24 protein-coding genes are annotated in these 24,702 nt (G+C 58.4%); 21 read left to right on the top strand and 3 right to left on the bottom strand.

The window, feature by feature from the left end:
* Nucleotide 1 precedes the first annotated feature (1 nt).
* The 3 genes from recF to dnaA are packed head-to-tail and all read right to left on the bottom strand — an operon-like array spanning nucleotide 2 to nucleotide 3,788.
* Nucleotides 2–1,105, bottom strand: a complete 1,104-nt coding sequence (gene recF, locus CXQ81_RS02235) for a DNA replication/repair protein RecF (RefSeq protein WP_007924472.1) — start codon at nucleotides 1,103–1,105, stop codon at nucleotides 2–4.
* A gap of 20 nt (nucleotides 1,106–1,125) precedes the next feature.
* Nucleotides 1,126–2,229, bottom strand: a complete 1,104-nt coding sequence (gene dnaN, locus CXQ81_RS02230; protein ID WP_007924473.1) for a DNA polymerase III subunit beta — start codon at nucleotides 2,227–2,229, stop codon at nucleotides 1,126–1,128.
* Between the two features lie 38 nt (nucleotides 2,230–2,267).
* Complete coding sequence (gene dnaA, locus CXQ81_RS02225) at nucleotides 2,268–3,788, bottom strand: chromosomal replication initiator protein DnaA (protein ID WP_007924474.1); 1,521 nt, start codon at nucleotides 3,786–3,788, stop codon at nucleotides 2,268–2,270.
* A gap of 567 nt (nucleotides 3,789–4,355) precedes the next feature.
* On the opposite strand from dnaA, the gene rpmH reads away from it, so the two are divergent.
* The 21 genes from rpmH (at nucleotide 4,356) to glmS (ending at nucleotide 24,681) form a co-directional block, all read left to right on the top strand.
* The gene (rpmH, locus tag CXQ81_RS02220) at nucleotides 4,356–4,490 is read left to right on the top strand and encodes a 50S ribosomal protein L34 (RefSeq protein WP_003213577.1); all 135 of its coding nucleotides are present in this window, start codon (nucleotides 4,356–4,358) and stop codon (nucleotides 4,488–4,490) included.
* Nucleotides 4,491–4,506: 16 nt separating this feature from the next.
* Complete coding sequence (gene rnpA, locus CXQ81_RS02215; RefSeq protein ID WP_009041465.1) at nucleotides 4,507–4,908, top strand: ribonuclease P protein component; 402 nt, start codon at nucleotides 4,507–4,509, stop codon at nucleotides 4,906–4,908.
* Nucleotides 4,901–5,146 (top strand): membrane protein insertion efficiency factor YidD, encoded by a 246-nt coding sequence (yidD, locus tag CXQ81_RS02210; protein ID WP_010465488.1) that lies wholly within the window; start codon nucleotides 4,901–4,903, stop codon nucleotides 5,144–5,146. Before rnpA ends, yidD begins: the two co-directional genes overlap by 8 nt.
* A gap of 2 nt (nucleotides 5,147–5,148) precedes the next feature.
* Nucleotides 5,149–6,831: a membrane protein insertase YidC gene (gene yidC / locus CXQ81_RS02205; RefSeq protein WP_007924476.1), complete on the top strand. Its 1,683-nt coding sequence runs from the start codon at nucleotides 5,149–5,151 to the stop codon at nucleotides 6,829–6,831.
* Nucleotides 6,832–6,922: 91 nt separating this feature from the next.
* Nucleotides 6,923–8,293: a tRNA uridine-5-carboxymethylaminomethyl(34) synthesis GTPase MnmE gene (gene mnmE, locus CXQ81_RS02200; protein ID WP_101336369.1), complete on the top strand. Its 1,371-nt coding sequence runs from the start codon at nucleotides 6,923–6,925 to the stop codon at nucleotides 8,291–8,293.
* A gap of 595 nt (nucleotides 8,294–8,888) precedes the next feature.
* A complete protein-coding gene (gene mnmG, locus CXQ81_RS02190; RefSeq protein WP_007924490.1) occupies nucleotides 8,889–10,787 on the top strand; it encodes a tRNA uridine-5-carboxymethylaminomethyl(34) synthesis enzyme MnmG in 1,899 nt (632 codons plus the stop codon).
* Entirely contained in the window at nucleotides 10,784–11,428 is a 645-nt protein-coding gene (rsmG, locus tag CXQ81_RS02185; protein ID WP_007924492.1) for a 16S rRNA (guanine(527)-N(7))-methyltransferase RsmG, read from the top strand. The genes mnmG and rsmG overlap by 4 nt, the downstream gene beginning before the upstream one ends.
* An 18-nt stretch (nucleotides 11,429–11,446) precedes the next feature.
* Nucleotides 11,447–12,244, top strand: coding sequence for a ParA family protein (locus CXQ81_RS02180; RefSeq protein ID WP_007924494.1), 798 nt, complete (start codon nucleotides 11,447–11,449; stop codon nucleotides 12,242–12,244).
* 9 nt (nucleotides 12,245–12,253) lie between these two features.
* The gene (locus tag CXQ81_RS02175) at nucleotides 12,254–13,126 is read left to right on the top strand and encodes a ParB/RepB/Spo0J family partition protein (protein WP_007924496.1); all 873 of its coding nucleotides are present in this window, start codon (nucleotides 12,254–12,256) and stop codon (nucleotides 13,124–13,126) included.
* Nucleotides 13,127–13,274: 148 nt separating this feature from the next.
* Nucleotides 13,275–13,682, top strand: a complete 408-nt coding sequence (locus CXQ81_RS02170; RefSeq protein ID WP_037004398.1) for a F0F1 ATP synthase subunit I — start codon at nucleotides 13,275–13,277, stop codon at nucleotides 13,680–13,682.
* Between the two features lie 16 nt (nucleotides 13,683–13,698).
* Entirely contained in the window at nucleotides 13,699–14,568 is an 870-nt protein-coding gene (gene atpB / locus CXQ81_RS02165; protein WP_007924498.1) for a F0F1 ATP synthase subunit A, read from the top strand.
* Between the two features lie 133 nt (nucleotides 14,569–14,701).
* On the top strand, nucleotides 14,702–14,959 hold the full coding sequence (atpE, locus tag CXQ81_RS02160; RefSeq protein ID WP_002555987.1) for a F0F1 ATP synthase subunit C: 258 nt from the start codon (nucleotides 14,702–14,704) through the stop codon (nucleotides 14,957–14,959).
* Between the two features lie 57 nt (nucleotides 14,960–15,016).
* A complete protein-coding gene (locus CXQ81_RS02155) occupies nucleotides 15,017–15,487 on the top strand; it encodes a F0F1 ATP synthase subunit B (RefSeq protein WP_007924504.1) in 471 nt (156 codons plus the stop codon).
* Between the two features lie 12 nt (nucleotides 15,488–15,499).
* Nucleotides 15,500–16,036 carry a F0F1 ATP synthase subunit delta gene (locus tag CXQ81_RS02150; RefSeq protein ID WP_007924505.1) on the top strand — a complete coding sequence of 179 codons (537 nt, stop codon included), beginning with the start codon at nucleotides 15,500–15,502 and terminating at the stop codon, nucleotides 16,034–16,036.
* Nucleotides 16,037–16,057: 21 nt separating this feature from the next.
* On the top strand, nucleotides 16,058–17,602 hold the full coding sequence (atpA, locus tag CXQ81_RS02145) for a F0F1 ATP synthase subunit alpha (RefSeq protein ID WP_007924506.1): 1,545 nt from the start codon (nucleotides 16,058–16,060) through the stop codon (nucleotides 17,600–17,602).
* 50 nt (nucleotides 17,603–17,652) lie between these two features.
* Nucleotides 17,653–18,513: a F0F1 ATP synthase subunit gamma gene (gene atpG, locus CXQ81_RS02140; protein WP_007924507.1), complete on the top strand. Its 861-nt coding sequence runs from the start codon at nucleotides 17,653–17,655 to the stop codon at nucleotides 18,511–18,513.
* Between the two features lie 27 nt (nucleotides 18,514–18,540).
* The gene (atpD, locus tag CXQ81_RS02135; RefSeq protein WP_007924510.1) at nucleotides 18,541–19,917 is read left to right on the top strand and encodes a F0F1 ATP synthase subunit beta; all 1,377 of its coding nucleotides are present in this window, start codon (nucleotides 18,541–18,543) and stop codon (nucleotides 19,915–19,917) included.
* Nucleotides 19,918–19,962: 45 nt separating this feature from the next.
* Complete coding sequence (locus CXQ81_RS02130) at nucleotides 19,963–20,388, top strand: F0F1 ATP synthase subunit epsilon (RefSeq protein WP_007924512.1); 426 nt, start codon at nucleotides 19,963–19,965, stop codon at nucleotides 20,386–20,388.
* Between the two features lie 114 nt (nucleotides 20,389–20,502).
* On the top strand, nucleotides 20,503–21,870 hold the full coding sequence (glmU, locus tag CXQ81_RS02125; RefSeq protein ID WP_101336368.1) for a bifunctional UDP-N-acetylglucosamine diphosphorylase/glucosamine-1-phosphate N-acetyltransferase GlmU: 1,368 nt from the start codon (nucleotides 20,503–20,505) through the stop codon (nucleotides 21,868–21,870).
* 200 nt (nucleotides 21,871–22,070) lie between these two features.
* Nucleotides 22,071–22,838 carry a DeoR/GlpR family DNA-binding transcription regulator gene (locus tag CXQ81_RS02120; RefSeq protein ID WP_007924514.1) on the top strand — a complete coding sequence of 256 codons (768 nt, stop codon included), beginning with the start codon at nucleotides 22,071–22,073 and terminating at the stop codon, nucleotides 22,836–22,838.
* A gap of 10 nt (nucleotides 22,839–22,848) precedes the next feature.
* Nucleotides 22,849–24,681: a glutamine--fructose-6-phosphate transaminase (isomerizing) gene (gene glmS, locus CXQ81_RS02115; RefSeq protein WP_092421490.1), complete on the top strand. Its 1,833-nt coding sequence runs from the start codon at nucleotides 22,849–22,851 to the stop codon at nucleotides 24,679–24,681.
* Nucleotides 24,682–24,702: the final 21 nt, after the last annotated feature.

The raw sequence follows: 24,702 nt of genomic DNA, 5'->3' as shown, positions 1-24,702 counted from the left end.
TTCACTCCCGATGGTCGTGGGTCTGGGTGATACGGCCCTGTTCCACGTGGAACAGGGCAACTGGCGTTTCCGTCTGCCAGCCTTCCCTCAATAATTCGTGGTCTACACAGGTGATGAACACCTGGCAGCGTAAGTCTTCCAACAAGCGACAAAGTGCGCGGCGATGCTGCTCGTCCAGTTCGGACGGCAAGTCATCCACCAGATAAATACACTGACCGCGCCGGGCCTGGCTGACCAGGTGCCCCTGGGCGATCCGCAAGGCACAGACCACCAACTTCTGCTGACCGCGGGACAATATGTCCGCAGCGTTGTGTGCGCCCAATCTGAGACGCAAATCAGCACGTTGGGGGCCGGCCTGGGTATGACCCATTTGCTGATCACGATGGAGGGATGTCGCGAGCACTGCACTGAGCTCTCGCTCTTTATCCCAACCACGGTAATAGCTAAGCGTTAAGCCCTCGAGCTCTACCAGCTCGCTCAAGGTCCGCTCAAAGACTGGTTTCAAGGCTTTGATATAAGCGCGGCGGTATTCATCAATTTCAGCGCTGGCCTGACACAGTTCCCTATCCCAGGCTGCTTGCGAAGCGGCGTCAAGTGTACCATGCCGCAGCCATGAGTTCCGCTGCCGCAGGGCCTTCTGCAAGCGCTGCCAGGTTGACATGAAGCGGGGTTCCACGTGGAACACGCCCCAATCAAGGAACTGGCGCCTGATTTTCGGAGCACCTTCCAGCAGGCGGAAACTGTCCGGGTTGATCAACTGCAGGGGCAGGATCTCCGCCAGCTGTGCCGCGCTGCGGGCGTTCTGCCCGTCGATACGGATCTGGAATTCGCCCTGCCGGTCGCGAGATATCCCCAGGCTGCTATGCCCACCTTCTGCCAATTCGACCTGACCGAACACCGTACAAGCGAGTTGCTCGTACTGGATCACCGGCAATAAACGGGCACTGCGAAACGAGCGAGCAAGCCCCAGCAAATGGATGGCTTCCAGCACGCTGGTTTTGCCACTGCCGTTGGCGCCGTAGAGGAGATTGATGCGGGGGGAGGGGGAGAAGGTCACCGGGTGCAGATTGCGCACCGCGGTGACCGAGACGCGACTGAGGGACATCTAGCTTCTGCTGAGCATGATTACAGGCGCATCGGCATGACAACGTAGGCCGAGTCGTCGTTGTCGGATTCCTGCACCAGCGCACTGCTGTTGGAATCGGACAGGATCAGGCGTACCTGTTCGGTGGTCATCACGCCCAACACGTCGAGCAGGTAGCTCACGTTGAAGCCGATCTCCAGCGAACCGCCGTTGTATTCCACGCCTACTTCTTCTTCCGCCTCTTCCTGCTCCGGGTTGTTCGCCTGGATTTTCAGCTGACCATTGGCCAGTTGCAGACGGATACCGCGGTACTTCTCGTTGGACAGAATAGCGGTACGGCTGAAGGCCTCACGCAGCGCCTGACGGTCGCCCAGTACCAGCTTGTCACCGCCCTTCGGCAGCACGCGCTCATAGTCCGGGAACTTGCCGTCGACCAGCTTGGAGGTGAAGGTGAACTCGCCGGTGGTAGCACGAATGTGGTGCTGACCCAGCACGATGCTGACGATGCCATCCGGCTCGGTGAGCAGGCGGGCGAGTTCCAGGATACCTTTGCGCGGCACGATCACCTGGTGGCGATCCGGCTGACCGATATCGGCCTGCATCGAGCACATGGCCAGGCGGTGACCGTCGGTGGCCACGGCGCGGATGATGCCGGCGGAGACCTCCAGCAACATGCCGTTGAGGTAATAACGCACGTCCTGCTGGGCCATGGCGAAGCTGGTGCGCTCGATCAGGCGACGCAGCTTGCTCTGCTCCAGCTGGCAGGTCAGCGAGCCCGGGCCTTCTTCCACGGTCGGGAAGTCGTTGGCCGGCAAGGTGGACAGGGTAAAGCGGCTACGGCCAGCCTTGACCACCAGCTTCTGCTCGTCGACCTTGATGTCGATCAGCGCATCGTTCGGCAGGCTCTTGCAGATGTCCATCAGCTTACGCGCCGGGACAGTGATTTCGCCTGGCTCCGCCGGCTCTTCCAACTGCACGCGACCGACCAGCTCGACTTCCAGGTCGGTACCGGTCAGCGACAGTTGCTGGCCTTCGACAACCAACAGCACGTTGGAAAGTACCGGCAAGGTCTGACGACGTTCGACGACGCCGGCGACCAGTTGCAGGGGTTTCAACAGGGCTTCGCGTTGAATGGTGAAATGCATGGTCTAGTCCCTTGCCTTAATAAGCTGCGCTGGAGTCATCAAGTGGTCAGAGTACGCAGCAGGTTCTTGTAGTCCTCGCGGATGTCCGCGTCGGATTCCTTAAGTTCATTGATCTTGCGGCATGCGTGCAAGACCGTGGTGTGATCGCGGCCGCCGAACACATCGCCGATTTCCGGAAGGCTGTGGTTGGTCAGTTCCTTGGACAAGGCCATGGCTACCTGCCGCGGGCGCGCGACAGAACGCGAGCGACGCTTGGACAGCAGATCGGAGATCTTGATCTTGTAGTACTCGGCGACAGTGCGCTGAATGTTATCCACAGAGACCAGCTTGTCCTGCAGGGCCAGCAAGTCTTTCAGCGATTCGCGAATCAGCTCGATGGTGATATCGCGCCCCATGAAGTGCGAGTGGGCGATGACACGCTTGAGCGCACCCTCCAGCTCACGCACGTTGGAGCGAATCCGCTGGGCAATGAAGAACGCCGCATCGTGAGGCAGTTCGACTTTGGCCTGGTCGGCTTTCTTCATCAGGATCGCGACGCGGGTTTCCAGCTCCGGTGGCTCTACCGCTACCGTCAGGCCCCAGCCGAAGCGAGATTTCAGGCGTTCTTCCAGGCCTTCGATCTCCTTCGGATAGCGGTCACTGGTGAGAATCACCTGTTGGCCGCCTTCGAGCAGGGCGTTGAAGGTGTGGAAAAACTCTTCCTGGGAACGCTCCTTACGGGCGAAGAACTGGATATCGTCGATCAGCAACGCATCCACCGAACGGTAGAAACGCTTGAATTCGTTGATCGCGTTGAGTTGCAACGCCTTGACCATGTCCGCCACGAAGCGCTCGGAATGCAGGTACACGACCTTGGCATTCGGGTTCTTCTTTAATAAGTGGTTACCCACAGCGTGCATCAAGTGGGTCTTACCCAAACCTACGCCCCCATAAAGGAAGAGCGGGTTGTAACCATGCTTGGGGTTGTCGGCTACCTGCCAGGCCGCGGCGCGGGCCAGCTGGTTGGACTTGCCTTCCACAAAGTTTTCGAAGGTAAAGGTGCGGTTCAGGTAACTGGTGTGCTTGAGCGCACCTTCCACCTGAACGGTGCGCTGTTCGGCGCGTACTGGAGCCTGCTGCGAGCTGGCCCCCGCCATCGGGTCGAAGCTGTCACGAGAGGGTTCTTCGCTGACTTCGGCGGCTTTCTGGGTCGCCGGTTTGGTCGGTGCGGCCGGAGCCGGCGCAGCGACTGGGGCGGCAGCTGCTGCCTGCTGAACCTGAGAGGCAACCGCGGCGGCCAGCGGAGCGTTGGGTGCCGCACGAGGAGCGGAACTGCGTTTGCTGCCTATTAATAAGGAAAGCGCCGGCGCCATGCCATTGCCATGCTCATCCAGCAGCTCGAGCACGCGGCCCAGGTACTTTTCGTTGACCCAATCGAGAACAAAACGATTCGGTGCGTATACACGCAACTCGTCGCCTTCGGCTTCGACCTGTAGCGGACGGATCCAAGTGTTGAATTGCTGGGCAGGCAGCTCATCACGCAGAAGCTCCACGCACTGCTGCCAAAGTTCCACTGACACGGATATCCCCTAAGTTGAAAGCCGGTGAGGCAAAAACAAGCCGCCATTGTAGCGACCAGACGCACACTTATCCACATGTAGGTTGATCACAGGGCACTATGAATCAACGCTTTATCCCGAAAAAACACGACCAATGGTATGTGCATAAGCTCTGTGGATAACCATGCCTGAGGGCATTGCACAACTGGGGGCGAAAATCGGTGGATAACCCGCTTGTGGATAACTCACCTTTCCACACACAGCTTTTCCGATAGCGCAGCACAGGCAGAGCACCGTTTCTCGACAGTGTTGTCATTCTTTGTACAACACGGTCTACAAGGGCTGAATGTAGTTATCCACAGATAGAGGCATCCCTAGCCTTTATAAGCTTTACAGAAAAGCTTTAAATAATTCCCTTCTTTATTTTTATATCTGGCTGACCGGGTTCTTCAGTCTTCGATGTGGACATACCCAGACAAAGGAAAAGCTGGTTGGAAATTGACCTAGAGGCTTGCTTTCTCTAGAATCGCCGATCTCTTAAAACGGGGGCCATTCCGGCCCGTTGTGGACGAACCAGGTAACACGACAATGAAACGTACTTTCCAACCAAGCACTATCAAACGCGCTCGTACCCACGGTTTCCGTGCTCGCATGGCTACCAAGAACGGTCGTGCCGTCCTGTCGCGTCGTCGCGCCAAAGGTCGTGCGCGTCTGGCAGTTTGATACTCCGGCACTGGAGGTGAGTCAGGACTTCAGTCGGGAAAAGCGTCTGCTTACCCCCCGGCATTTCAAGGCAGTCTTTGACTCCCCTACCGGCAAGGTTCCGGGGAAAAATCTCCTGCTCCTTGCGCGCAACAACGATCTGGATCATCCCCGTCTGGGGCTGGTTATCGGAAAAAAGAGCGTCAAGCTCTCCGTTGAGCGCAATCGCCTCAAACGTCTGATGCGCGAATCGTTTCGCCTGCACCAGGATGCTCTGGTCGGTTGGGACATCGTTATCGTCGCGCGCAAAGGTTTGGGCGATGTAGAAAACCCCGAATTGATTCAGCATTTCGACAAGCTCTGGAAGCGTCTGGCCCGTAACAAGCCGGCACCAGCAGCCAAACCCGAAACTGTAGGGGTAGACAGCCCGAATGCGTAAACTGGCACTCGTTCCGATCCAGTTTTATCGCTATGCCATTAGTCCTCTGATGGCCAGTCACTGTCGTTTCTACCCCAGCTGTTCCTGCTACGCGTATGAAGCCATCGAAAATCATGGCCTTCTGCGCGGTGGCTGGCTGACCTTTCGTCGTTTAGGTCGCTGTCATCCGTGGAATCCCGGTGGTTATGACCCGGTTCCACCTATCCCTACCTCCCGTTCTTCTTCGATGGCCGAGTAATCATGGATATTAAACGCACGATCCTGATCGTCGCCCTGGCAATCGTGTCCTACGTCATGGTTCTTAAGTGGAACCAGGATTATGGCCAGGCTGCCCTGCCGACTCAGAATGTTGCTGCCAACACCGCCACCCCGGCTCTACCGGATACGCCTGTTGGTAACAATGCTTCCGCCAGTGCCGATGTACCCAGCGCGAATACCGATACCAGCACCCCTACCGAAACTCCGGTAGCGGCAAGCAAAGACCTCATCCAGGTAAAAACGGATGTGCTCGATCTGGCTATCGATCCTCAAGGTGGTGATATCGCCCAGCTGAAGCTGCCGCTGTATCCACGTCGCCAGGATCATCCGGAAATTCCGTTCCAGCTGTTCGATAACGGTGGCGAACGTACTTATCTGGCGCAAAGCGGCCTGACCGGTACCAACGGCCCGGATGCCCGTCCTGCCGGACGCCCGGTTTACTCGGCCGAAAAAAAGACTTATCAACTGGCTGACGGCCAGAACCAGCTGAATGTCGACCTGAAATTCAGCGACGCCGGCGTCAACTACATCAAGCGTTTCACCTTTACCCGCGGTCTGTACGATCTGAAAGTCACCTATCTGATCGACAACACCAGCGACAAGGCCTGGACTGGCAACCTGTTTGCCCAGCTCAAACGCGACGCCAGCTCCGATCCTTCTTCCAGCACCGCCACCGGTACCGCGACTTACCTGGGCGCCGCCCTGTGGACAAGTTCCGAGCCGTACAAAAAAGTGTCGATGAAAGATATCGACAAGGGCTCGCTGAAAGAAACCGTGCAAGGTGGCTGGGTTGCCTGGCTGCAACACTACTTCGTGACCGCCTGGATCCCGGCGAAGAACGAAAGCAACGTGGTGCAGACCCGCAAAGACAACCAAGGCAACTACATCATAGGTTTCACCGGCCCGGCGCTGACCGTTGCACCAGGTGCCAAGGCTGAAACCACCGCCACTCTGTACGCCGGTCCGAAAAGCCAGGCCGTGCTGAAAGAGTTGTCCCCAGGCCTGGAACTGACTGTCGACTACGGCATTCTGTGGTTCATTGCCCAGCCGATCTTCTGGCTGCTGCAACATATCCACAGCATTGTGGGTAACTGGGGTTGGTCGATCATCTTCCTGACCATGCTGATCAAGGGGATCTTCTTCCCACTGTCAGCGGCCAGCTACAAATCCATGGCGCGCATGCGTGCAGTGGCGCCGAAACTGGCGGCTCTGAAAGAGCAACATGGCGACGACCGGCAGAAAATGTCGCAAGCCATGATGGAGCTGTACAAGAAAGAGAAGATCAATCCGCTGGGTGGTTGCTTGCCAATCCTCGTGCAGATGCCCGTGTTCCTGTCCTTGTACTGGGTACTCCTGGAAAGCGTGGAAATGCGCCAGGCACCGTTCATGCTGTGGATTACCGACCTGTCGATCAAGGATCCGTTCTTCATCCTGCCGATCATCATGGGCGCCACCATGTTCATCCAGCAGCAACTGAACCCGACTCCTCCGGATCCGATGCAGGCCAAGGTGATGAAAATGATGCCAATCATCTTCACCTTCTTCTTCCTGTGGTTCCCGGCGGGTCTGGTGCTGTACTGGGTGGTGAACAACTGCCTGTCGATCGCCCAACAGTGGTACATCACACGTAAGATCGAAGCGGCTACCAAGAAAGCAGCTGCCTGACCTACTCTGTGGATAACCACTCAAAACGCCCCCTAGTGGGGCGTTTTGCTATCTGTCACTTTTGTCTGCCTCTTTATGTCTGGAGCGGGTTATGAATGTCCCTCGTGAAACCATCGCAGCCGTAGCCACCGCCCAGGGGCGCGGTGGTGTGGGCATCGTGCGTATTTCCGGACCGTTGGCCAGTGTCGCCGCCAAGGCCATCAGCGGCCGCGAGCTGAAACCGCGTTACGCCCATTACGGGCCGTTTTTCAGCGATCGGAACGAGGTCCTGGATGAGGGGATCGCCTTGTATTTTCCGGGGCCGAACTCCTTTACCGGCGAAGACGTGCTGGAACTTCAGGGCCACGGCGGCCCGATCGTCCTGGATATGTTGTTGCAGCGTTGCCTGCAGCTGGGATGCCGCCTGGCCCGGCCGGGGGAATTCAGCGAGCGCGCGTTCCTCAACGACAAGCTCGACCTGGCCCAGGCCGAAGCCATCGCCGACCTGATCGAAGCCAGTTCCGCACAGGCCGCGCGCAATGCCTTGCGCTCTTTGCAGGGGGCATTCTCCAAGCGTGTGCATAACCTGACCGAGCAATTGATCGCGCTGCGCATCTACGTCGAGGCGGCCATCGATTTTCCCGAGGAAGAAATCGACTTCCTGGCCGATGGCCATGTCCTGCAGATGCTAGACGCGGTGCGCGACGAGTTATCCACCGTGGTCCGCGAAGCCGGGCAGGGCGCCTTGCTGCGTGACGGCATGACCGTGGTCATCGCTGGCCGGCCGAATGCCGGCAAGTCCAGCCTGCTCAATGCCCTGGCCGGACGCGAAGCGGCGATTGTCACCGAGATCGCCGGTACCACCCGGGATGTGCTGCGTGAACATATCCACATCGACGGTATGCCGTTGCACGTTGTGGATACCGCAGGGTTGCGCAATACCGAAGACCAGGTGGAAAAGATCGGTGTGGAACGTGCTCTCAAGGCCATTGGCGAGGCCGATCGCGTATTGCTGGTGGTCGACGCCACGGCCCCGGAAGCGCTGGACCCCTTTGCCTTGTGGCCCGAGTTCCTGGAACAGCGGCCGGATCCGGCGAAAGTCACGCTGATCCGCAACAAGGCCGATCTGACCAGCGAAGCGATCGCCCTGGAGGTCAGCGACGATGGCCACGTGACTATCAGCCTCAGTGCCAAGGCCGGCGGCGAGGGCCTGGAACTGCTACGTGAGCACCTCAAGGCCTGCATGGGTTACGAACAGACTTCCGAAAGCAGCTTCAGTGCACGCAGACGTCACCTGGAAGCCCTGCACCACGCCAGCGACTCGCTTGAACATGGCCGTTCGCAACTGACCCTGGCCGGCGCCGGCGAGCTGCTGGCTGAAGACCTGCGCCAGGCCCAGCAATCCCTGGGAGAAATTACCGGCGCTTTCAGCTCGGACGACCTGCTGGGCCGGATCTTCTCCAGCTTCTGCATCGGTAAGTAACCCCATCTCCCCATAGGAGCAGCCGTTCGACGGCTTGGTTGCTCGTGATGCTCATGACGGTGTTCCGCCGGCATCACGGGCAAACCCGCTTCTGCAATCTCTCGTACTCCCCATCATTTCCGAGTTTGTCGGGCGCACTTGGGCGCTCCGGCGGATTTCTTGTGGCCGCCGTTTGGTCGGATGAGCTTTTTTCTGTGGATTAAGCCCTGTGAATAACTGCCCTTAGGCTCAGTTGATAACAGGGCGTCAAAACTGAGGAAAACCCGCTCTGTGGATAAGCATCACTTTAATCCACAGGCTTACACCGGTTATCCAAGGGCCTCCCTGCTACCTAACCACAGACTTTTGAATCTCTGTACACATTGAAAACAAAGGGCTGTATGAATCTATCCACAGATAGGTCGGTGCCTAAGAATAAACATAAAAACAAAGATTTAATAAATTTCTTTCTTTTTAATTTCTATTGTCCGTGAATCATCCACAGCTGGTTAAATTTTGTGCAAAGGGTTCTTTAGGAAGGGCGAAGACCCTATACTTGTCCGTTATCCCAAGAACCCATCCTTTTTTACCCATATAAGCAGGCACGAGGTGCGTGGTGGATTTCCCTTCCCGTTTTGAAGTGATCGTCATCGGCGGCGGTCATGCCGGTACCGAGGCAGCACTTGCATCAGCACGCATGGGGGCAAAAACCCTGTTGCTGACGCACAACGTGGAAACCCTCGGAGCAATGAGCTGCAATCCCGCGATTGGCGGGATCGGTAAAAGTCATCTGGTCAAAGAAATCGACGCCCTCGGCGGCGCGATGGCCATGGCTACCGATAAAGGTGGTATTCAGTTTCGGGTGTTGAACAGCCGTAAAGGCCCAGCCGTGCGTGCTACCCGCGCCCAGGCCGACCGTATTCTGTACAAGGCTGCTGTCCGCGAAATCCTGGAAAACCAGCCGAACCTGTGGATATTTCAACAGGCAGCGGATGACCTGATTGTCGAACAGGACCAGGTCCGCGGCGTAGTGACCCAAATGGGCCTGCGTTTCTTCGCCGAATCCGTGGTGTTGACCACCGGTACCTTCCTCGGCGGACTTATCCACATCGGGTTGCAGAATTATTCCGGCGGTCGTGCCGGTGATCCGCCGTCGATCGCTCTGGCTCGCCGTCTGCGCGAATTGCCTCTGCGTGTGGGCCGCCTGAAAACCGGTACGCCACCGCGCATCGATGGCCGGTCTGTGGATTTCTCGGTGATGACCGAGCAACCGGGCGATACGCCGATCCCGGTCATGTCTTTCCTGGGCAACAAGGAACAGCATCCGCGGCAGGTCAGTTGCTGGATTACTCATACCAATGCGCGGACTCACGAAATCATCGCTGCAAACCTCGACCGTTCGCCGATGTATTCCGATGCCGGCTCGATCGAGGGCATCGGCCCGCGCTACTGCCCGTCGATCGAAGACAAGATCCATCGCTTTGCCGACAAGGAAAGCCATCAGGTCTTCATCGAGCCGGAAGGCCTGACCACTCACGAGCTGTACCCGAACGGGATATCCACAAGCCTGCCGTTCGATGTGCAGTTGCAGATCGTGCAATCGATCCGCGGCATGGAGAACGCGCACATCGTGCGTCCCGGCTATGCCATCGAGTACGACTACTTCGATCCGCGCGACCTGAAGTACAGCCTGGAAACCAAAGTGATCGGCGGCCTGTTCTTTGCCGGCCAGATCAATGGCACCACCGGTTACGAAGAAGCCGGCGCCCAGGGTTTGCTCGCCGGTGCCAACGCCGCATTGCGCGCACAGGGCAAAGACAGCTGGTGCCCGCGTCGCGATGAAGCCTATATCGGTGTGTTGGTCGACGACCTGATTACCCTGGGAACCCAGGAACCGTATCGGATGTTCACATCCCGTGCCGAATACCGCCTGATCCTGCGCGAAGACAATGCCGACCTGCGCCTGACCGAAAAAGGTCGGGAACTGGGCCTGGTGGACGATGTCCGTTGGGCCGCGTTCTGCAAAAAACGCGAAGGTATAGCCCTGGAAGAGCAGCGCCTGAAAAGCACTTGGGTTCGTCCGGGTACCGAGCAGGGTGATGCGATCGCCGAAAAGTTCGGCACACCGCTGACCCATGAGTACAACTTGCTGAATCTGCTGAGCCGTCCGGAAATCGACTACGCTGGTCTGGTCGAAGTGACCGGGCAGGGCGCAGAAGATCCACAGGTCGCCGAGCAGGTCGAGATCAAGACCAAGTACGCCGGCTACATCGATCGCCAGCAGGACGAAATCGCTCGTCTGCGGGCCAGCGAAGACACCAAGCTGCCTGTGGATATCGACTACAGCAACATTTCCGGCCTCTCGAAAGAGATCCAGAGCAAGCTCGGCGCCACGCGTCCTGAAACCCTGGGCCAGGCTTCGCGGATTCCGGGCGTGACCCCGGCAGCGATTTCGCTGTTGATGATTCACTTGAAAAAACGCGGCGCGGGCCGTCAGTTGGAGCAAAGCGCTTGAGTTCGCAGGTCACCTCGCAACATGCAGAAGAGTTATCCACAGGTGCTCGCCAACTCGGTGTCAACCTGACAGAAGCCCAGCACGAGTTGCTGCTGGGTTATCTGGCCCTGCTGATCAAATGGAACAAGGCTTACAACCTGACCGCAGTACGCGATCCGGATGAAATGGTCTCGCGTCATCTGCTCGATAGCCTGAGCGTGATGTCGTTCATCGAAAACGGCCGCTGGCTGGACGTTGGCAGCGGCGGCGGGATGCCGGGCATTCCATTGGCTATCCTGTTTCCGGATTCGCAAGTGACCTGTCTGGACAGCAATGGCAAGAAAACCCGCTTCCTGACCCAGGTCAAACTGGAACTGAAGCTGGATAACCTGCAAGTTATCCACAGTCGTGTCGAAGCTTTCCAGCCGCAGCAGCCATTCAACGGGATCATTTCCCGGGCATTCAGCAGCATGGAGAACTTCACCAACTGGACTCGCCACCTCGGCGACCGCGATACACGTTGGCTGGCAATGAAGGGCGTTCATCCCGCCGATGAGCTGGTAGCATTGCCGGCGGACTTCCACCTCGATAGCGAACACGCCCTGGCCGTACCCGGTTGCCAAGGCCAACGCCATCTGCTGATACTGCGCCGCACGGCATGATTGGGAACACAAGCAAGAATGGCTAAGGTATTCGCGATAGCGAACCAGAAAGGTGGCGTGGGCAAGACCACCACCTGCATCAACCTCGCAGCATCGCTGGTTGCTACCAAGCGCCGGGTGCTGTTGATCGATCTCGATCCACAGGGCAACGCCACCATGGGTAGCGGTGTGGATAAACATGGCCTGGAAAATTCGGTCTACGACCTGCTGATCGGCGAGTGCGATCTGGCCCAGGCCATGCATTACTCCGAGCACGGCGGTTATCAACTGCTGCCGGCGAACCGCGACCTGACCGCCGCGGAAGTGGTTCTGCTGGAAATGCAGATGAAGGAAAGCCGTCTGCGCAGTGCCCTGGCGCCGATCCGGGAAAACTACGATTACATTCTGATCGACTGCCCGCCGTCGCTGTCGATGCTCACGCTCAACGCCCTGGTTGCCGCCGATGGGGTCATTATCCCCATGCAGTGCGAGTACTTCGCTCTCGAAGGGCTGAGCGACCTTGTGGATAACATCAAGCGCATCTCCGAATTGCTCAATCCGAACCTCAAGGTCGAAGGCCTGCTGCGGACCATGTACGACCCGCGGCTGAGCCTGATGAACGATGTTTCCGCGCAGCTCAAGGAACACTTCGGTGATCAGCTGTACGACACGGTGATCCCCCGCAACATCCGTCTGGCGGAAGCCCCCAGTTATGGCATGCCGGCGTTGGTCTACGACAAACAGTCGCGCGGTGCCATCGCCTATCTGGCCCTCGCTGGCGAGATGGTTCGTCGGCAACGGAAAAATTCACGCGCAGCCGCTGCCCAGCCAACTTAAGGAATCCCCATGGCCGTCAAGAAACGAGGTCTCGGACGTGGACTGGATGCACTGTTGAGTGGTCCGACTGTCAGCTCGCTGGAAGAACAAGCGGTTCAAGCCGATGTGCGTGAGCTGCAACATTTGCCCCTGGACCTGATCCAGCGCGGCAAGTATCAGCCGCGTCGGGACATGGACCCTCAGGCACTGGAAGAATTGGCGAGCTCGATCAAGACTCAGGGCGTGATGCAGCCAATCGTGGTGCGTCCGATCGGTTCCGGCCGTTTTGAAATCATCGCCGGCGAGCGCCGCTGGCGCGCCAGCCAGCAGGCGGGTCAGGAAACCATTCCGGCGATGGTCCGCGATGTGCCCGACGAAACCGCCATCGCCATGGCGCTGATCGAGAATATCCAGCGCGAAGATCTCAATCCCATCGAGGAAGCGGTTGCCCTGCAGCGCCTGCAGCAGGAATTCCAGCTGACTCAGCAGCAGGTTGCCGAGGCTGTGGGTAAGTCCCGCGTCACCGTAGCCAACTTGCTGCGCCTGATCGCTTTGCCTGAAGTGATCAAGACCATGCTGTCCCACGGCGACCTGGAAATGGGTCATGCCCGTGCCTTGCTGGGTTTGCCGGAAAATCAACAGGTTGAAGGGGCGCGACACGTTGTCGCACGTGGCCTCACCGTACGCCAGACCGAAGCCCTGGTTCGCCAGTGGTTGAGTGGCAAACAGCAGCCTGCCGAACCTGTCAAACCCGACCCGGATATCGCGCGCCTGGAGCAACGCCTGGCCGAGCGCCTAGGCTCTGCGGTGCAGATTCGTCACGGAAAGAAAGGGAAAGGTCAGTTGGTGATCGGGTATAACTCCCTCGATGAGCTTCAAGGCGTCCTTGCACACATCCGCTGAAACATTTCCTCATGTAGCGTGCAGTCGGAAATCACTACCCGGCAGTTGAATAGGGGCTGAACCGCCCCTATACTCTGCGCGCATTTTGTCGGCACAAATTATGCCAAGTTATTGAATTCTGGCAGCCGACCCATGAGGAGCAAGAGTGATGGAAACCCGCACGCCAAACCGCTTGCCGTTCCATCGCTTAGCGGTTTTCCCGGTTTTATTGGCTCAGTTGGTCGTTTTATTGCTGGCCGCCCTGGCGCTCTGGCATTGGCATGGAGTCGTAGCCGGATACTCAGGCCTTTGTGGGGGACTGATAGCCTTGCTCCCCAATGTGTATTTCGCTCATAGGGCATTTCGGTTTTCCGGCGCCCGAGCAGCTCAAGCCATCGTCCGGTCTTTTTATGCCGGCGAGGCGGGCAAACTGATTTTGACGGCAGTGCTCTTTGCATTGACGTTCGCAGGTGTGAAGCCATTGGCGCCGCTAGCTGTATTCGGCGTCTTCGTGCTGACCCAACTGGTCAGCTGGTTCGCTCCCCTGCTTATGAGAACAAGACTTTCGAGACCTTAGGGCGTTTGAGGCAACCATGGCAGAAACAACCGCTTCGGGCTATATCCAGCACCACTTGCAGAACCTGACCTTCGGTCAGCTACCTAATGGCGGCTGGGGCTTTGCCCACACCGCAGCAGAAGCCAAAGAAATGGGCTTCTGGGCATTCCACGTCGATACTCTCGGCTGGTCTGTGGCGTTGGGTCTGATCTTCGTTCTTCTTTTCCGCATGGCGGCCAAGAAGGCAACTTCCGGTCAGCCAGGTGCTTTGCAGAACTTCGTTGAAGTATTGGTCCAGTTCGTCGATGGCAGCGTGAAAGACAGCTTCCATGGCCGTAGCCCAGTGATTGCACCGCTGGCACTGACCATCTTCGTCTGGGTGTTCCTGATGAACGCCATCGACCTGATCCCGGTCGACTGGATTCCTCAGCTGGCCATCCTGATCTCCGGCGATGCGCACATTCCTTTCCGTGCCGTGTCGACTACCGACCCGAACGCCACGCTGGCCATGGCCTTCTCGGTGTTCGCACTGATCATTTTCTACAGCATCAAGATCAAGGGCATCGGCGGCTTCATCGGCGAACTGACCCTGCACCCGTTCGGCAGCAAGAACATCTTTGTTCAAGCGCTGCTGATTCCGGTGAACTTCCTGCTTGAATTCGTGACGCTGATCGCCAAGCCAATCTCTCTGGCACTTCGTCTGTTCGGCAACATGTACGCTGGCGAACTGGTGTTCATCCTGATCGCCGTGATGTTCGGCAGCGGCCTGCTCTGGCTCAGCGGCCTGGGCGTGGTGCTGCAATGGGCGTGGGCTGTGTTCCACATCCTGATCATCACCCTGCAAGCGTTTATCTTCATGATGCTGACCATCGTCTACCTGTCGATGGCGCACGAAGAGAACCATTAAGACCGGTCTCGACCAGTCTGATGTCCCTCCCGGTCAAACGGGAGGGGGCCCGTCTAGGGCACGATGAAACGATTTGTTTTACCGCTTTAATCTAAAAAACCTAAACCATACGACGTAAAAGTCGGGAGGAAAGATGGAAACTGTAGTTGGTCTAACCGCTATCGCTGTTGCACTGTTGATCGGCCTGGGCGCACTGGGTACCGCAATTGGTTTCGGCCTGTTGGGCGGCAAGTTCCTGGAAGGCGCTGCGCGTCAGCCAGAAATGGTTCCAATGCTGCAAGTTAAAATGTTCATCGTTGCCGGCCTGCTCGACGCCGTAACCATGATCGGCGTTGGTATCGCTCTGTTCTTCACCTTCGCGAACCCCTTCGTTGGTCAACTCGCTGGCTAATCACTCGAATTTTCGAGTTGATTGGTGTGATGGACAACGAACGAGCGAGGTGTTGGCGTGAACATTAATGCAACCCTGATTGGCCAGTCCGTTGCGTTCTTCATTTTTGTACTGTTTTGCATGAAGTTCGTGTGGCCTCCGGTCATCGCGGCTTTGCACGAACGTCAGAAGAAGATCGCGGATGGACTGGACGCTGCCAGCCGAGCAGCTCGCGACCTGGAACTGGCCCAAGAGAAAGCGGGTCAGCAACTGCGCGAAGCAAAAGCTCAGGCAGCCGAAATCATTGAGCAAGCCAAGAAACGCGGTAACCAGATCGTCGAAGAGGCTGTTGAAAAAGCCCGTGTCGACGCTGACCGTGTGAAGGTTCAGGCTCAGGCCGAGATCGAGCAGGAACTGAACAGTGTCAAAGACGCGCTGCGTGCCCAACTGGGTGTGCTGGCCGTTGGCGGCGCCGAGAAGATCCTGGGTGCCACAATCGATCAAAACGCGCACGCGGAGCTGGTTAACAAACTGGCTGCTGAAATTTAAGCGAGGGCGATCATGGCAGAACTGACCACGTTGGCCCGACCTTACGCTAAGGCGGCCTTCGAGCACGCTCAGGCCCACCAGCAGCTGGCCTCTTGGTCAGCCATGCTCGGCCTGGCTGCAGCAGTGTCGCAAGACGACACCATGCGGCGCGTGCTCAAGGCCCCGCGACTGACGAGCGCAGACAAGGCCGCCACGTTTATCGACGTGTGCGGCGACAAGTTCGATGCCAAGGCACAGAATTTCATCCACGTCGTTGCCGAAAACGACCGTCTCCTGCTTCTGCCGGAGATCGCCGCTCTGTTCGACCTGTACAAGGCCGAGCAAGAGAAGTCGGTAGATGTGGAAGTCACCAGTGCTTTTGCGTTGAACCAAGAACAGCAAGACAAACTCGCCAAGGTTCTCAGTGCACGACTCGACCGGGAAGTGCGCCTGCAAGTTGCGGAGGACGCTGCCCTGATTGGTGGTGTCGTCATCCGCGCCGGCGACCTGGTTATCGATGGCTCGATTCGCGGCAAAATCGCGAAACTTGCCGAAGCATTGAAATCTTGAGTTTGAAGGGGCAGCAGAGCAATGCAGCAACTCAATCCTTCCGAAATAAGTGAAATTATCAAGGGCCGCATCGAAAAGCTCGATGTGACCTCCCAAGCCCGTAACGAAGGCACTGTCGTCAGCGTTTCTGACGGTATCGTGCGGATTCACGGTCTGGCCGACGTCATGTACGGCGAGATGATCGAGTTTCCGGGCGGTGTCTACGGTATGGCACTCAACCTCGAGCAAGACTCCGTAGGTGCCGTTGTACTGGGCGCATACACGACTCTGGCTGAAGGCATGAGCGCCAAGTGCACCGGCCGCATCCTCGAAGTTCCGGTTGGTAAGGAACTGCTGGGTCGCGTAGTCGACGCACTGGGTAACCCAGTTGACGGCAAAGGTCCGCTGAACAACACCGAGACCGACGCGGTCGAGAAAGTTGCTCCAGGCGTGATCTGGCGTAAGTCGGTAGACCAGCCTGTACAGACTGGCTACAAGGCTGTCGATGCCATGATCCCTGTCGGCCGTGGCCAGCGTGAGCTGATCATCGGTGACCGTCAGATCGGTAAGACCGCTCTGGCGATCGACGCGATCATCAACCAGAAAGACAGCGGCATCTTCTGCGTATACGTGGCTATCGGTCAGAAACAATCGACCATCGCCAACGTTGTTCGCAAGCTGGAAGAAAACGGCGCTCTGGCCAACACCATCATCGTGGCTGCCAGTGCTTCCGAATCCGCTGCCCTGCAATTCCTGGCACCGTACTCCGGTTGCACCATGGGCGAATTCTTCCGTGACCGCGGTGAAGACGCGCTGATCGTTTATGACGATCTGTCCAAGCAAGCAGTGGCTTACCGCCAGATTTCCCTGCTGCTGCGCCGTCCACCAGGCCGTGAAGCTTACCCAGGCGACGTGTTCTATCTCCACTCCCGTCTGCTGGAGCGCGCATCCCGCGTTTCGGAAGAGTACGTAGAGAAGTTCACCAACGGCGCGGTAACTGGCAAGACCGGTTCCCTGACCGCACTGCCGATCATCGAAACCCAGGCTGGCGACGTTTCCGCGTTCGTTCCGACCAACGTGATTTCCATCACCGACGGTCAGATCTTCCTGGAATCGGCCATGTTCAACTCCGGCATCCGCCCGGCAGTGAACGCCGGTGTTTCGGTATCCCGTGTAGGTGGTGCCGCTCAGACCAAGATCATCAAGAAGCTGTCCGGTGGTATCCGTACCGCTCTGGCTCAGTACCGTGAACTGGCGGCATTCGCCCAGTTCGCTTCTGACCTGGACGAAGCGACCCGTAAGCAACTTGAACACGGTCAGCGCGTTACCGAGCTGATGAAGCAGAAGCAATACGCGCCTATGTCCATCGCTGACATGTCGCTGTCGCTGTATGCCGCTGAACGTGGGTTCCTGACTGACGTCGAAATCGCCAAGATCGGTAGCTTCGAACAAGCGCTGATTGCTTACTTCAACCGCGATCACGCCGATTTGATGGCGAAGATCAACGTGAAGGGTGACTTCAATGACGAAATCGACGCTGGCCTGAAAGCCGGTATCGAGAAGTTCAAGGCCACCCAAACCTGGTAAGCCGCAGCGGGGGCCGCGAGGCTCCCGCTTGCTAACCTGATAGGTGTTACATGGCAGGCGCAAAAGAGATTCGCAGTAAGATTGCGAGCATCAAAAGCACGCAAAAGATTACCAGCGCCATGGAAAAAGTGGCGGTCAGCAAAATGCGCAAGGCACAAATGCGCATGGCTGCTAGCCGTCCTTACGCGGAGCGCATCCGCCAGGTTATTGGTCATCTGGCCAACGCCAACCCGGAATATCGCCACCCGTTCATGATCGACCGCGCAATCAAGCGCGTCGGTTATATCGTGGTGAGCAGTGACCGTGGTCTGTGCGGTGGTTTGAATACCAACCTGTTCAAGGCTTTGGTCAAGGACATGGCGGTAAACCGCGAAAATGGCGTCGAGATCGATCTGTGCGTGGTAGGCAGCAAAGGTGCGGCTTTCTTCCGTAACTTCGGCGGTAACGTCGTCGCTGCAATCAGCCACCTGGGTGAAGAGCCGTCGATCAATGATCTGATCGGCAGCGTTAAGGTGATGCTGGATGCCTACCTGGACGGCCGGATTGACCGCCTGTCCGTGGTGTCCAACAAGTTCATCAACACCATGACGCAACAGCCTACGGTGGAGCAGTTGATTCCGCTGGTGGCAACCCCGGATCAAGAACTCAAGCACCACTGGGACTATCTCTACGAACCGGACGCCAAAGAGCTGCTTGACGGCTTGATGGTTCGCTACGTGGAGTCGCAGGTCTACCAGGCGGTGGTCGAGAACAACGCGGCTGAACAAGCTGCGCGGATGATCGCGATGAAGAACGCTACCGACAACGCCGGTGATTTGATCAGCGATTTGCAGCTGATCTACAACAAGGCGCGTCAGGCTGCGATCACCCAAGAGATCTCGGAAATCGTCGGCGGCGCTGCCGCGGTTTAACGGTTCAAATATTCAGAGGATCCAGCTATGAGTAGCGGACGTATCGTTCAAATCATCGGCGCCGTTATCGACGTGGAATTTCCACGCGACAGCGTACCGAGCATCTACGACGCCTTGAAGGTTCAAGGCGCCGAAACCACTCTGGAAGTTCAGCAGCAGCTGGGCGACGGCGTGGTACGTACCATTGCGATGGGCTCCACCGAGGGCTTGAAGCGCGGTCTGGACGTCAACAACACTGGCGCAGCCATCTCCGTACCCGTCGGTAAAGCGACCCTGGGCCGGATCATGGACGTACTGGGCAACCCGATCGACGAAGCTGGCCCGATCGGCGAAGAAGAGCGTTGGGGCATTCACCGTCCTGCGCCGTCCTTCGCTGAACAAGCTGGCGGCAACGACCTCCTGGAAACCGGCATCAAGGTTATCGACCTGGTTTGCCCGTTCGCCAAGGGCGGTAAAGTCGGTCTGTTCGGTGGTGCCGGTGTGGGCAAGACCGTAAACATGATGGAACTGATCCGTAACATCGCCATCGAGCACAGCGGTTATTCCGTGTTCGCCGGTGTGGGTGAGCGTACTCGTGAGGGTAACGACTTCTACCACGAGATGAAGGATTCCAACGTTCTGGACAAAGTGGCACTGGTATACGGCCAGATGAACGAGCCGCCGGGAAACCGTCTGCGCGTAGCTCTGACCGGCCTGACCATGGCCGAGAAGTTCCGTGACGAAGGTAACGACGTTCTGCTGTTCGTCGACAACATCTATCGTTACACCCTGGCCGGTACCGAAGTATCCGCACTGCTGGGCCGTATGCCTTCCGCAGTAGGTTACCAGCCGACCCTGGCTGAAGAGATGGGCGTTCTGCAAGAACGTATCACTTCGACCAAGCAAGGCTCGATCACCTCGATCCAAGCGGTATACGTACCTGCGGACGACTTGACCGACCCGTCGCCAGCGACCACCTTCGCCCACTTGGACGCCACCGTCGTACTGTCTCGTGACATCGCTTCCCTGGGTATCTACCCAGCGGTAGATCCACTGGACTCGACTTCCCGTCAGCTGGACCCGAACGTGATCGGCAACGAGCACTACGAAACCGCTCGCGGCGTTCAGTACGTGCTGCAGCGCTACAAAGAGCTGAAGGACATCATTGCGATCCTGGGTATGGACGAACTGTCCGAAGCCGACAAGCAACTGGTATCCCGCGCTCGTAAGATCCAGCGCTTCCTGTCGCAGCCGTTCTTCGTGGCTGAAGTCTTCACTGGTTCTCCAGGCAAATACGTTTCCCTGAAAGACACCATCGCTGGCTTCAAAGGCATCCTCAACGGTGACTACGACCACCTGCCAGAACAAGCGTTCTACATGGTCGGCGGCATCGAAGAAGCGATCGAGAAAGCCAAGAAACTGTAATCCCGGCGCCCGGCAACGGGCGCTAATTTAGGTTGAGGCAAGCAGATGGCTATGACAGTCCATTGCGATATCGTCAGCGCGGAAGGGGAAATCTTCTCCGGTCTGGTCGAGATGGTGATCGCACACGGCGAGCTGGGGGATCTTGGTATCGCCCTGGGTCACGCTCCGCTGATCACTAATCTGAAACCAGGTCCGATCCGCTTGATCAAGCAGGGCGGGGAAACCGAGGTGTTCTACATCTCCGGTGGTTTCCTCGAGGTTCAGCCGAACATGGTCAAGGTTCTTGCCGACACCGTGCAGCGTGCTGCCGACCTGGACGAAGCCTCCGCTCAGGAAGCCGTCAAGGCTGCTGAGAAGGCCCTGAATGAAAAAGGCGCAGATTTCGACTACGGTTCTGCTGCTGCACGTCTGGCCGAGGCCGCAGCCCAGCTGCGCACCGTCCAGCAGATCCGCAAGAAGTTCGGCGGCTAAGCCGCGGGATTTCCGCGTGATTGATTAAAAAGGGTAGCCTCGGCTACCCTTTTTCTTTTTTTGCAATTCACCTCATGGTCGCAGTCGCTGACCACCCAGGATTGGTAGCCAGTCATGTCTCTCGAAATAGTTATTCTCGCTGCCGGTCAAGGCACTCGCATGCGTTCGTCGTTGCCAAAGGTGCTGCACCCGGTGGCGGGCAACTCCATGCTGGGGCATGTTATCCACAGCGCCCGGCAACTCGATCCACAGCGTATCCATGTCGTCATCGGTCACGGTGCCGATGCGGTGCGTGAACGCCTGGCGGCGGACGACCTGAATTTTGTGCTGCAGGACAAGCAATTGGGTACCGGTCACGCCACCGCCCAGGCGGTGCCGTTCATTACCGCCGATACCGTGCTGATTCTCTACGGTGACGTGCCGCTGATCGAAGTCGAAACCCTGCAGCGCTTGCTCAAGCACGTGGTTCCCGGGCAAATGGGATTGCTGACCGTGGAGCTGGACGACCCGACCGGGTATGGCCGAATCGTTCGCGATGCTGACGGCAGGGTCGTAGCCATCGTCGAGCACAAGGACGCCAGTGAAGCACAACGCGCTATCACCGAAGGCAACACCGGCATCCTTGCCGTGCCGGCCAATCGCCTTGCCGACTGGATGAGTCGTCTGTCGAATAACAACGCCCAGGGCGAGTATTACCTGACTGATGTGATCGAGATGGCGGTCAGTGATGGTTTGTTGGTGGCCACCGAGCAACCGCACGATCCGATGGAAGTGCAGGGCGCCAACGATCGCAAGCAGCTGTCCGAACTGGAGCGTCATTACCAGTTGCGCGAAGGTCGGCGCCTGATGGCTCAGGGTGTGACCCTGCGCGATCCGGCACGTTTCGATGTGCGCGGTGAAGTGACGGTGGGCCGTGACGTGCTGATCGACATCAACGTGATTCTCGAAGGCCGCGTGGTCATCGAGGACGACGTGGTGATCGGCCCGAACTGCGTGATCAAGGACAGCACCCTGCGCAAGGGCGTGGTGATCAAGGCCAACAGTCATATCGAAGGTGCTGTACTGGGTGAAGGCAGCGATGCCGGTCCGTTCGCCCGCCTGCGCCAGGGTACTGTTCTCGAAGCCCGTGCCCATGTGGGTAACTTTGTCGAGTTGAAGAACGCACGCATGGGCGAGGGCGCCAAGGCCGGGCACCTGGCCTACCTGGGCGATGCCGAGATCGGTGCGCGCAGCAACATCGGCGCCGGCACCATTACCTGCAACTACGATGGCGCCAACAAGCATCGTACGGTGCTGGGCGAAGACGTCTTCATCGGTTCCAACAACTCGTTGGTGGCACCTGTGGATATCCAGGATGGCGCGACCACGGCGGCCGGTTCCACCATCAACCAGACTGTGGAAAAAGCCCAGCTGGCCGTGGCCCGTGCCCGACAGAAGAACATCGACGGCTGGAAACGCCCGGTGAAAATCAAGAAGAGCTGAGTTATCCACAACGCAGTGGCCGGTACTCTCGAGATTGCTTTCGCGGGCAAGCCTCGCTCCTACAGACAGTGATATCTGTAGGAGCGAGGCTTGCCCGCGATGCTTTTATCCACAGATTTTTTTCTTGCGCTGGCTTGACGAATTTCCGGCAATAGGTTTTGATTGCTTCCGTTATCTTTCGAATCGAAACTTAAGTGCTCATGTCGAAACGCAATACGCCCCAGCGCCGTCACAACATTCTGGCCTTGCTCAATGAACAGGGCGAGGTGAGCGTGGATGAGCTGGCTAAACGCTTCGAAACTTCGGAAGTTACGATCCGCAAGGACCTGGCGGCCCTGGAGAGCAACGGCCTGTTGCTGCGACGCTACGGCGGCGCGATCACCATGCCGCAGGAACTGGTCGGCGATATCGGCCAGCCGGTGTCCCGGTACAAACAAGCCATCGCTCGCGCGGCGGTTGCGCGGATTCGCGAACACGCCCGCATCATCATCGACAGTGGCAGTACCACCGCGGCCATGATTCCCGAACTCGGTCAGCAGCCGGGCCTGGTGGTCATGACCAACTCGCTGCATGTGGCCAATGCTCTGAGCGAACTGGAGCACGAGCCGGTGCTGTTGATGACCGGCGGTACATGGGACCCTCACTCCGAGTCGTTCCAGGGGCAGGTCGCCGAGCAGGTATTGCGTTCCTACGACTTCGACCAGCTGTTTATCGGTGCCGACGGCATCGACCTGGTGCGCGGGACCACCACCTTCAACGAGTTGCTCGGCCTGAGCCGGGTAATGGCCGAGGTGGCGCGGGAAGTCGTGGTGATGGTCGAGGCCGACAAGATCGGCCGCAAGATTCCCAACCTGGAGCTGCCCTGGAGCAGCGTCCATACCCTTATTACCGATGATCGCCTGCCTGCAGAGGCCCGCGACCAGATTCAAGCCCGCGGCATCACGCTGATTTGCGCGGCAGTCATCTAGGAGAGAAACCATGTGTGGAATTGTTGGCGCCGTTGCTGAACGGAATATCACGGCCATCCTGCTCGAAGGCCTCAAGCGTCTCGAATACCGCGGCTACGACAGCGCCGGGGTGGCGGTCCTGACCAACGATGGCAAGCTCGAGCGTATGCGTCGTCCGGGCAAGGTCAGCGAGCTGGAACAGGCCCTGGCCGGCGAGCCGCTGGTCGGTCGCCTGGGCATCGCCCACACCCGCTGGGCCACTCACGGCGCGCCATGCGAGCGTAACGCCCACCCGCATTTCTCCGGCGACCTGGCGGTGGTGCACAACGGCATCATCGAGAACCATGAAGTCCTGCGCGAGCAACTCAAGGGCCTGGGTTACGTCTTCACTTCGGACACCGACACCGAGGTCATCGCCCACCTGCTGGAGCACAAACTCAAGGACCTGGGCGACCTGACCGTGGCCCTGAAAGCCACCGTCAAGGAACTGCATGGCGCCTATGGCCTGGCCGTGATCAGCGCCAGCCAGCCGGACCGCCTGGTCGCGGCCCGCAGTGGCAGCCCATTGGTGATCGGCCTGGGCCTGGGGGAAAACTTCCTGGCTTCCGACCAACTGGCCCTGCGTCAGGTAACCGATCGCTTCATGTACCTGGAAGAGGGCGATATCGCCGAGATTCGCCGCGACAGCGTGCAGATCTGGGATGTCGACGGCAAAGCGGTCGAGCGTGAAGCCGTGCAATACCGTGATGGCGCCGAGGCCGCTGAGAAAGGCGAGTTCCGCCACTTCATGCTCAAGGAAATCCACGAGCAGCCAGCCGTGGTGCAACGCACCCTCGAAGGCCGCCTGAGCCCGAACCAGGTGCTGGTCCAGGCCTTCGGTCCACAGGCCGCCGAGCTGTTCGCCAAGGTGCGCAACGTGCAGATCGTTGCCTGCGGCACCAGCTACCACGCCGGCATGGTTGCCCGTTACTGGCTGGAAGAGCTGGCCGGGATTCCGTGCCAGGTCGAAGTGGCCAGCGAGTTCCGCTACCGCAAGGTGGTGGTGCAGCCGGATACCCTGTTCGTGACCATTTCCCAGTCCGGCGAAACCGCCGACACCCTGGCCGCGCTGCGGAATGCCAAGGAGCTGGGTTTCCTCGCCAGCCTGGCGATCTGCAACGTCGGTATCAGCTCGCTGGTGCGTGAGTCCGATCTGACCCTGCTGACTCAGGCCGGTCGCGAAATCGGCGTGGCATCGACCAAAGCCTTTACCACCCAGCTGGTGGGCCTGCTGTTGCTGACCCTGTCCCTGGGTCAGGTCCGCGGCACCCTGGGCGAAGGCGTCGAAGCCACCCTGGTGGAAGAACTGCGGCGCTTGCCGACCCGCCTGGGCGAAGCCCTGGCGATGGACAGCACGGTGGAAAAAATCGCCGAGCTGTTCGCCGAGAAGCACCACACCCTGTTCCTCGGTCGTGGCGCACAGTTCCCGGTGGCGATGGAAGGGGCACTCAAGCTCAAGGAAATCTCCTACATCCACGCCGAAGCCTACCCGGCCGGCGAGCTCAAGCACGGTCCGCTGGCCCTTGTGGATAACGACATGCCCGTCGTCACCGTGGCGCCGAACAACGAGTTGCTGGAGAAGCTCAAGTCCAACCTGCAGGAAGTCCGCGCCCGTGGCGGCGAACTGATCGTCTTTGCCGACGAGCAGGCCGGCATGACCAACGGCGAGGGCACGCATGTTATCCACATGCCGCATATCCACGACATCCTGTCGCCGATCCTCTACACCATCCCCCTGCAATTGCTGTCGTATTACGTGGCGGTGCTCAAGGGTACGGATGTCGACCAGCCGCGCAACCTGGCCAAGTCCGTCACGGTGGAGTGAGTTATCCACAAGCCGGCTGCA

The organism is Pseudomonas sp. 09C 129 (assembly GCF_002843625.1).
GTDB classification, from domain to species: Bacteria; Pseudomonadota; Gammaproteobacteria; order Pseudomonadales; family Pseudomonadaceae; genus Aquipseudomonas; species Aquipseudomonas chlororaphis.
This window is presented reverse-complemented; position numbering and strand designations above follow the sequence as displayed.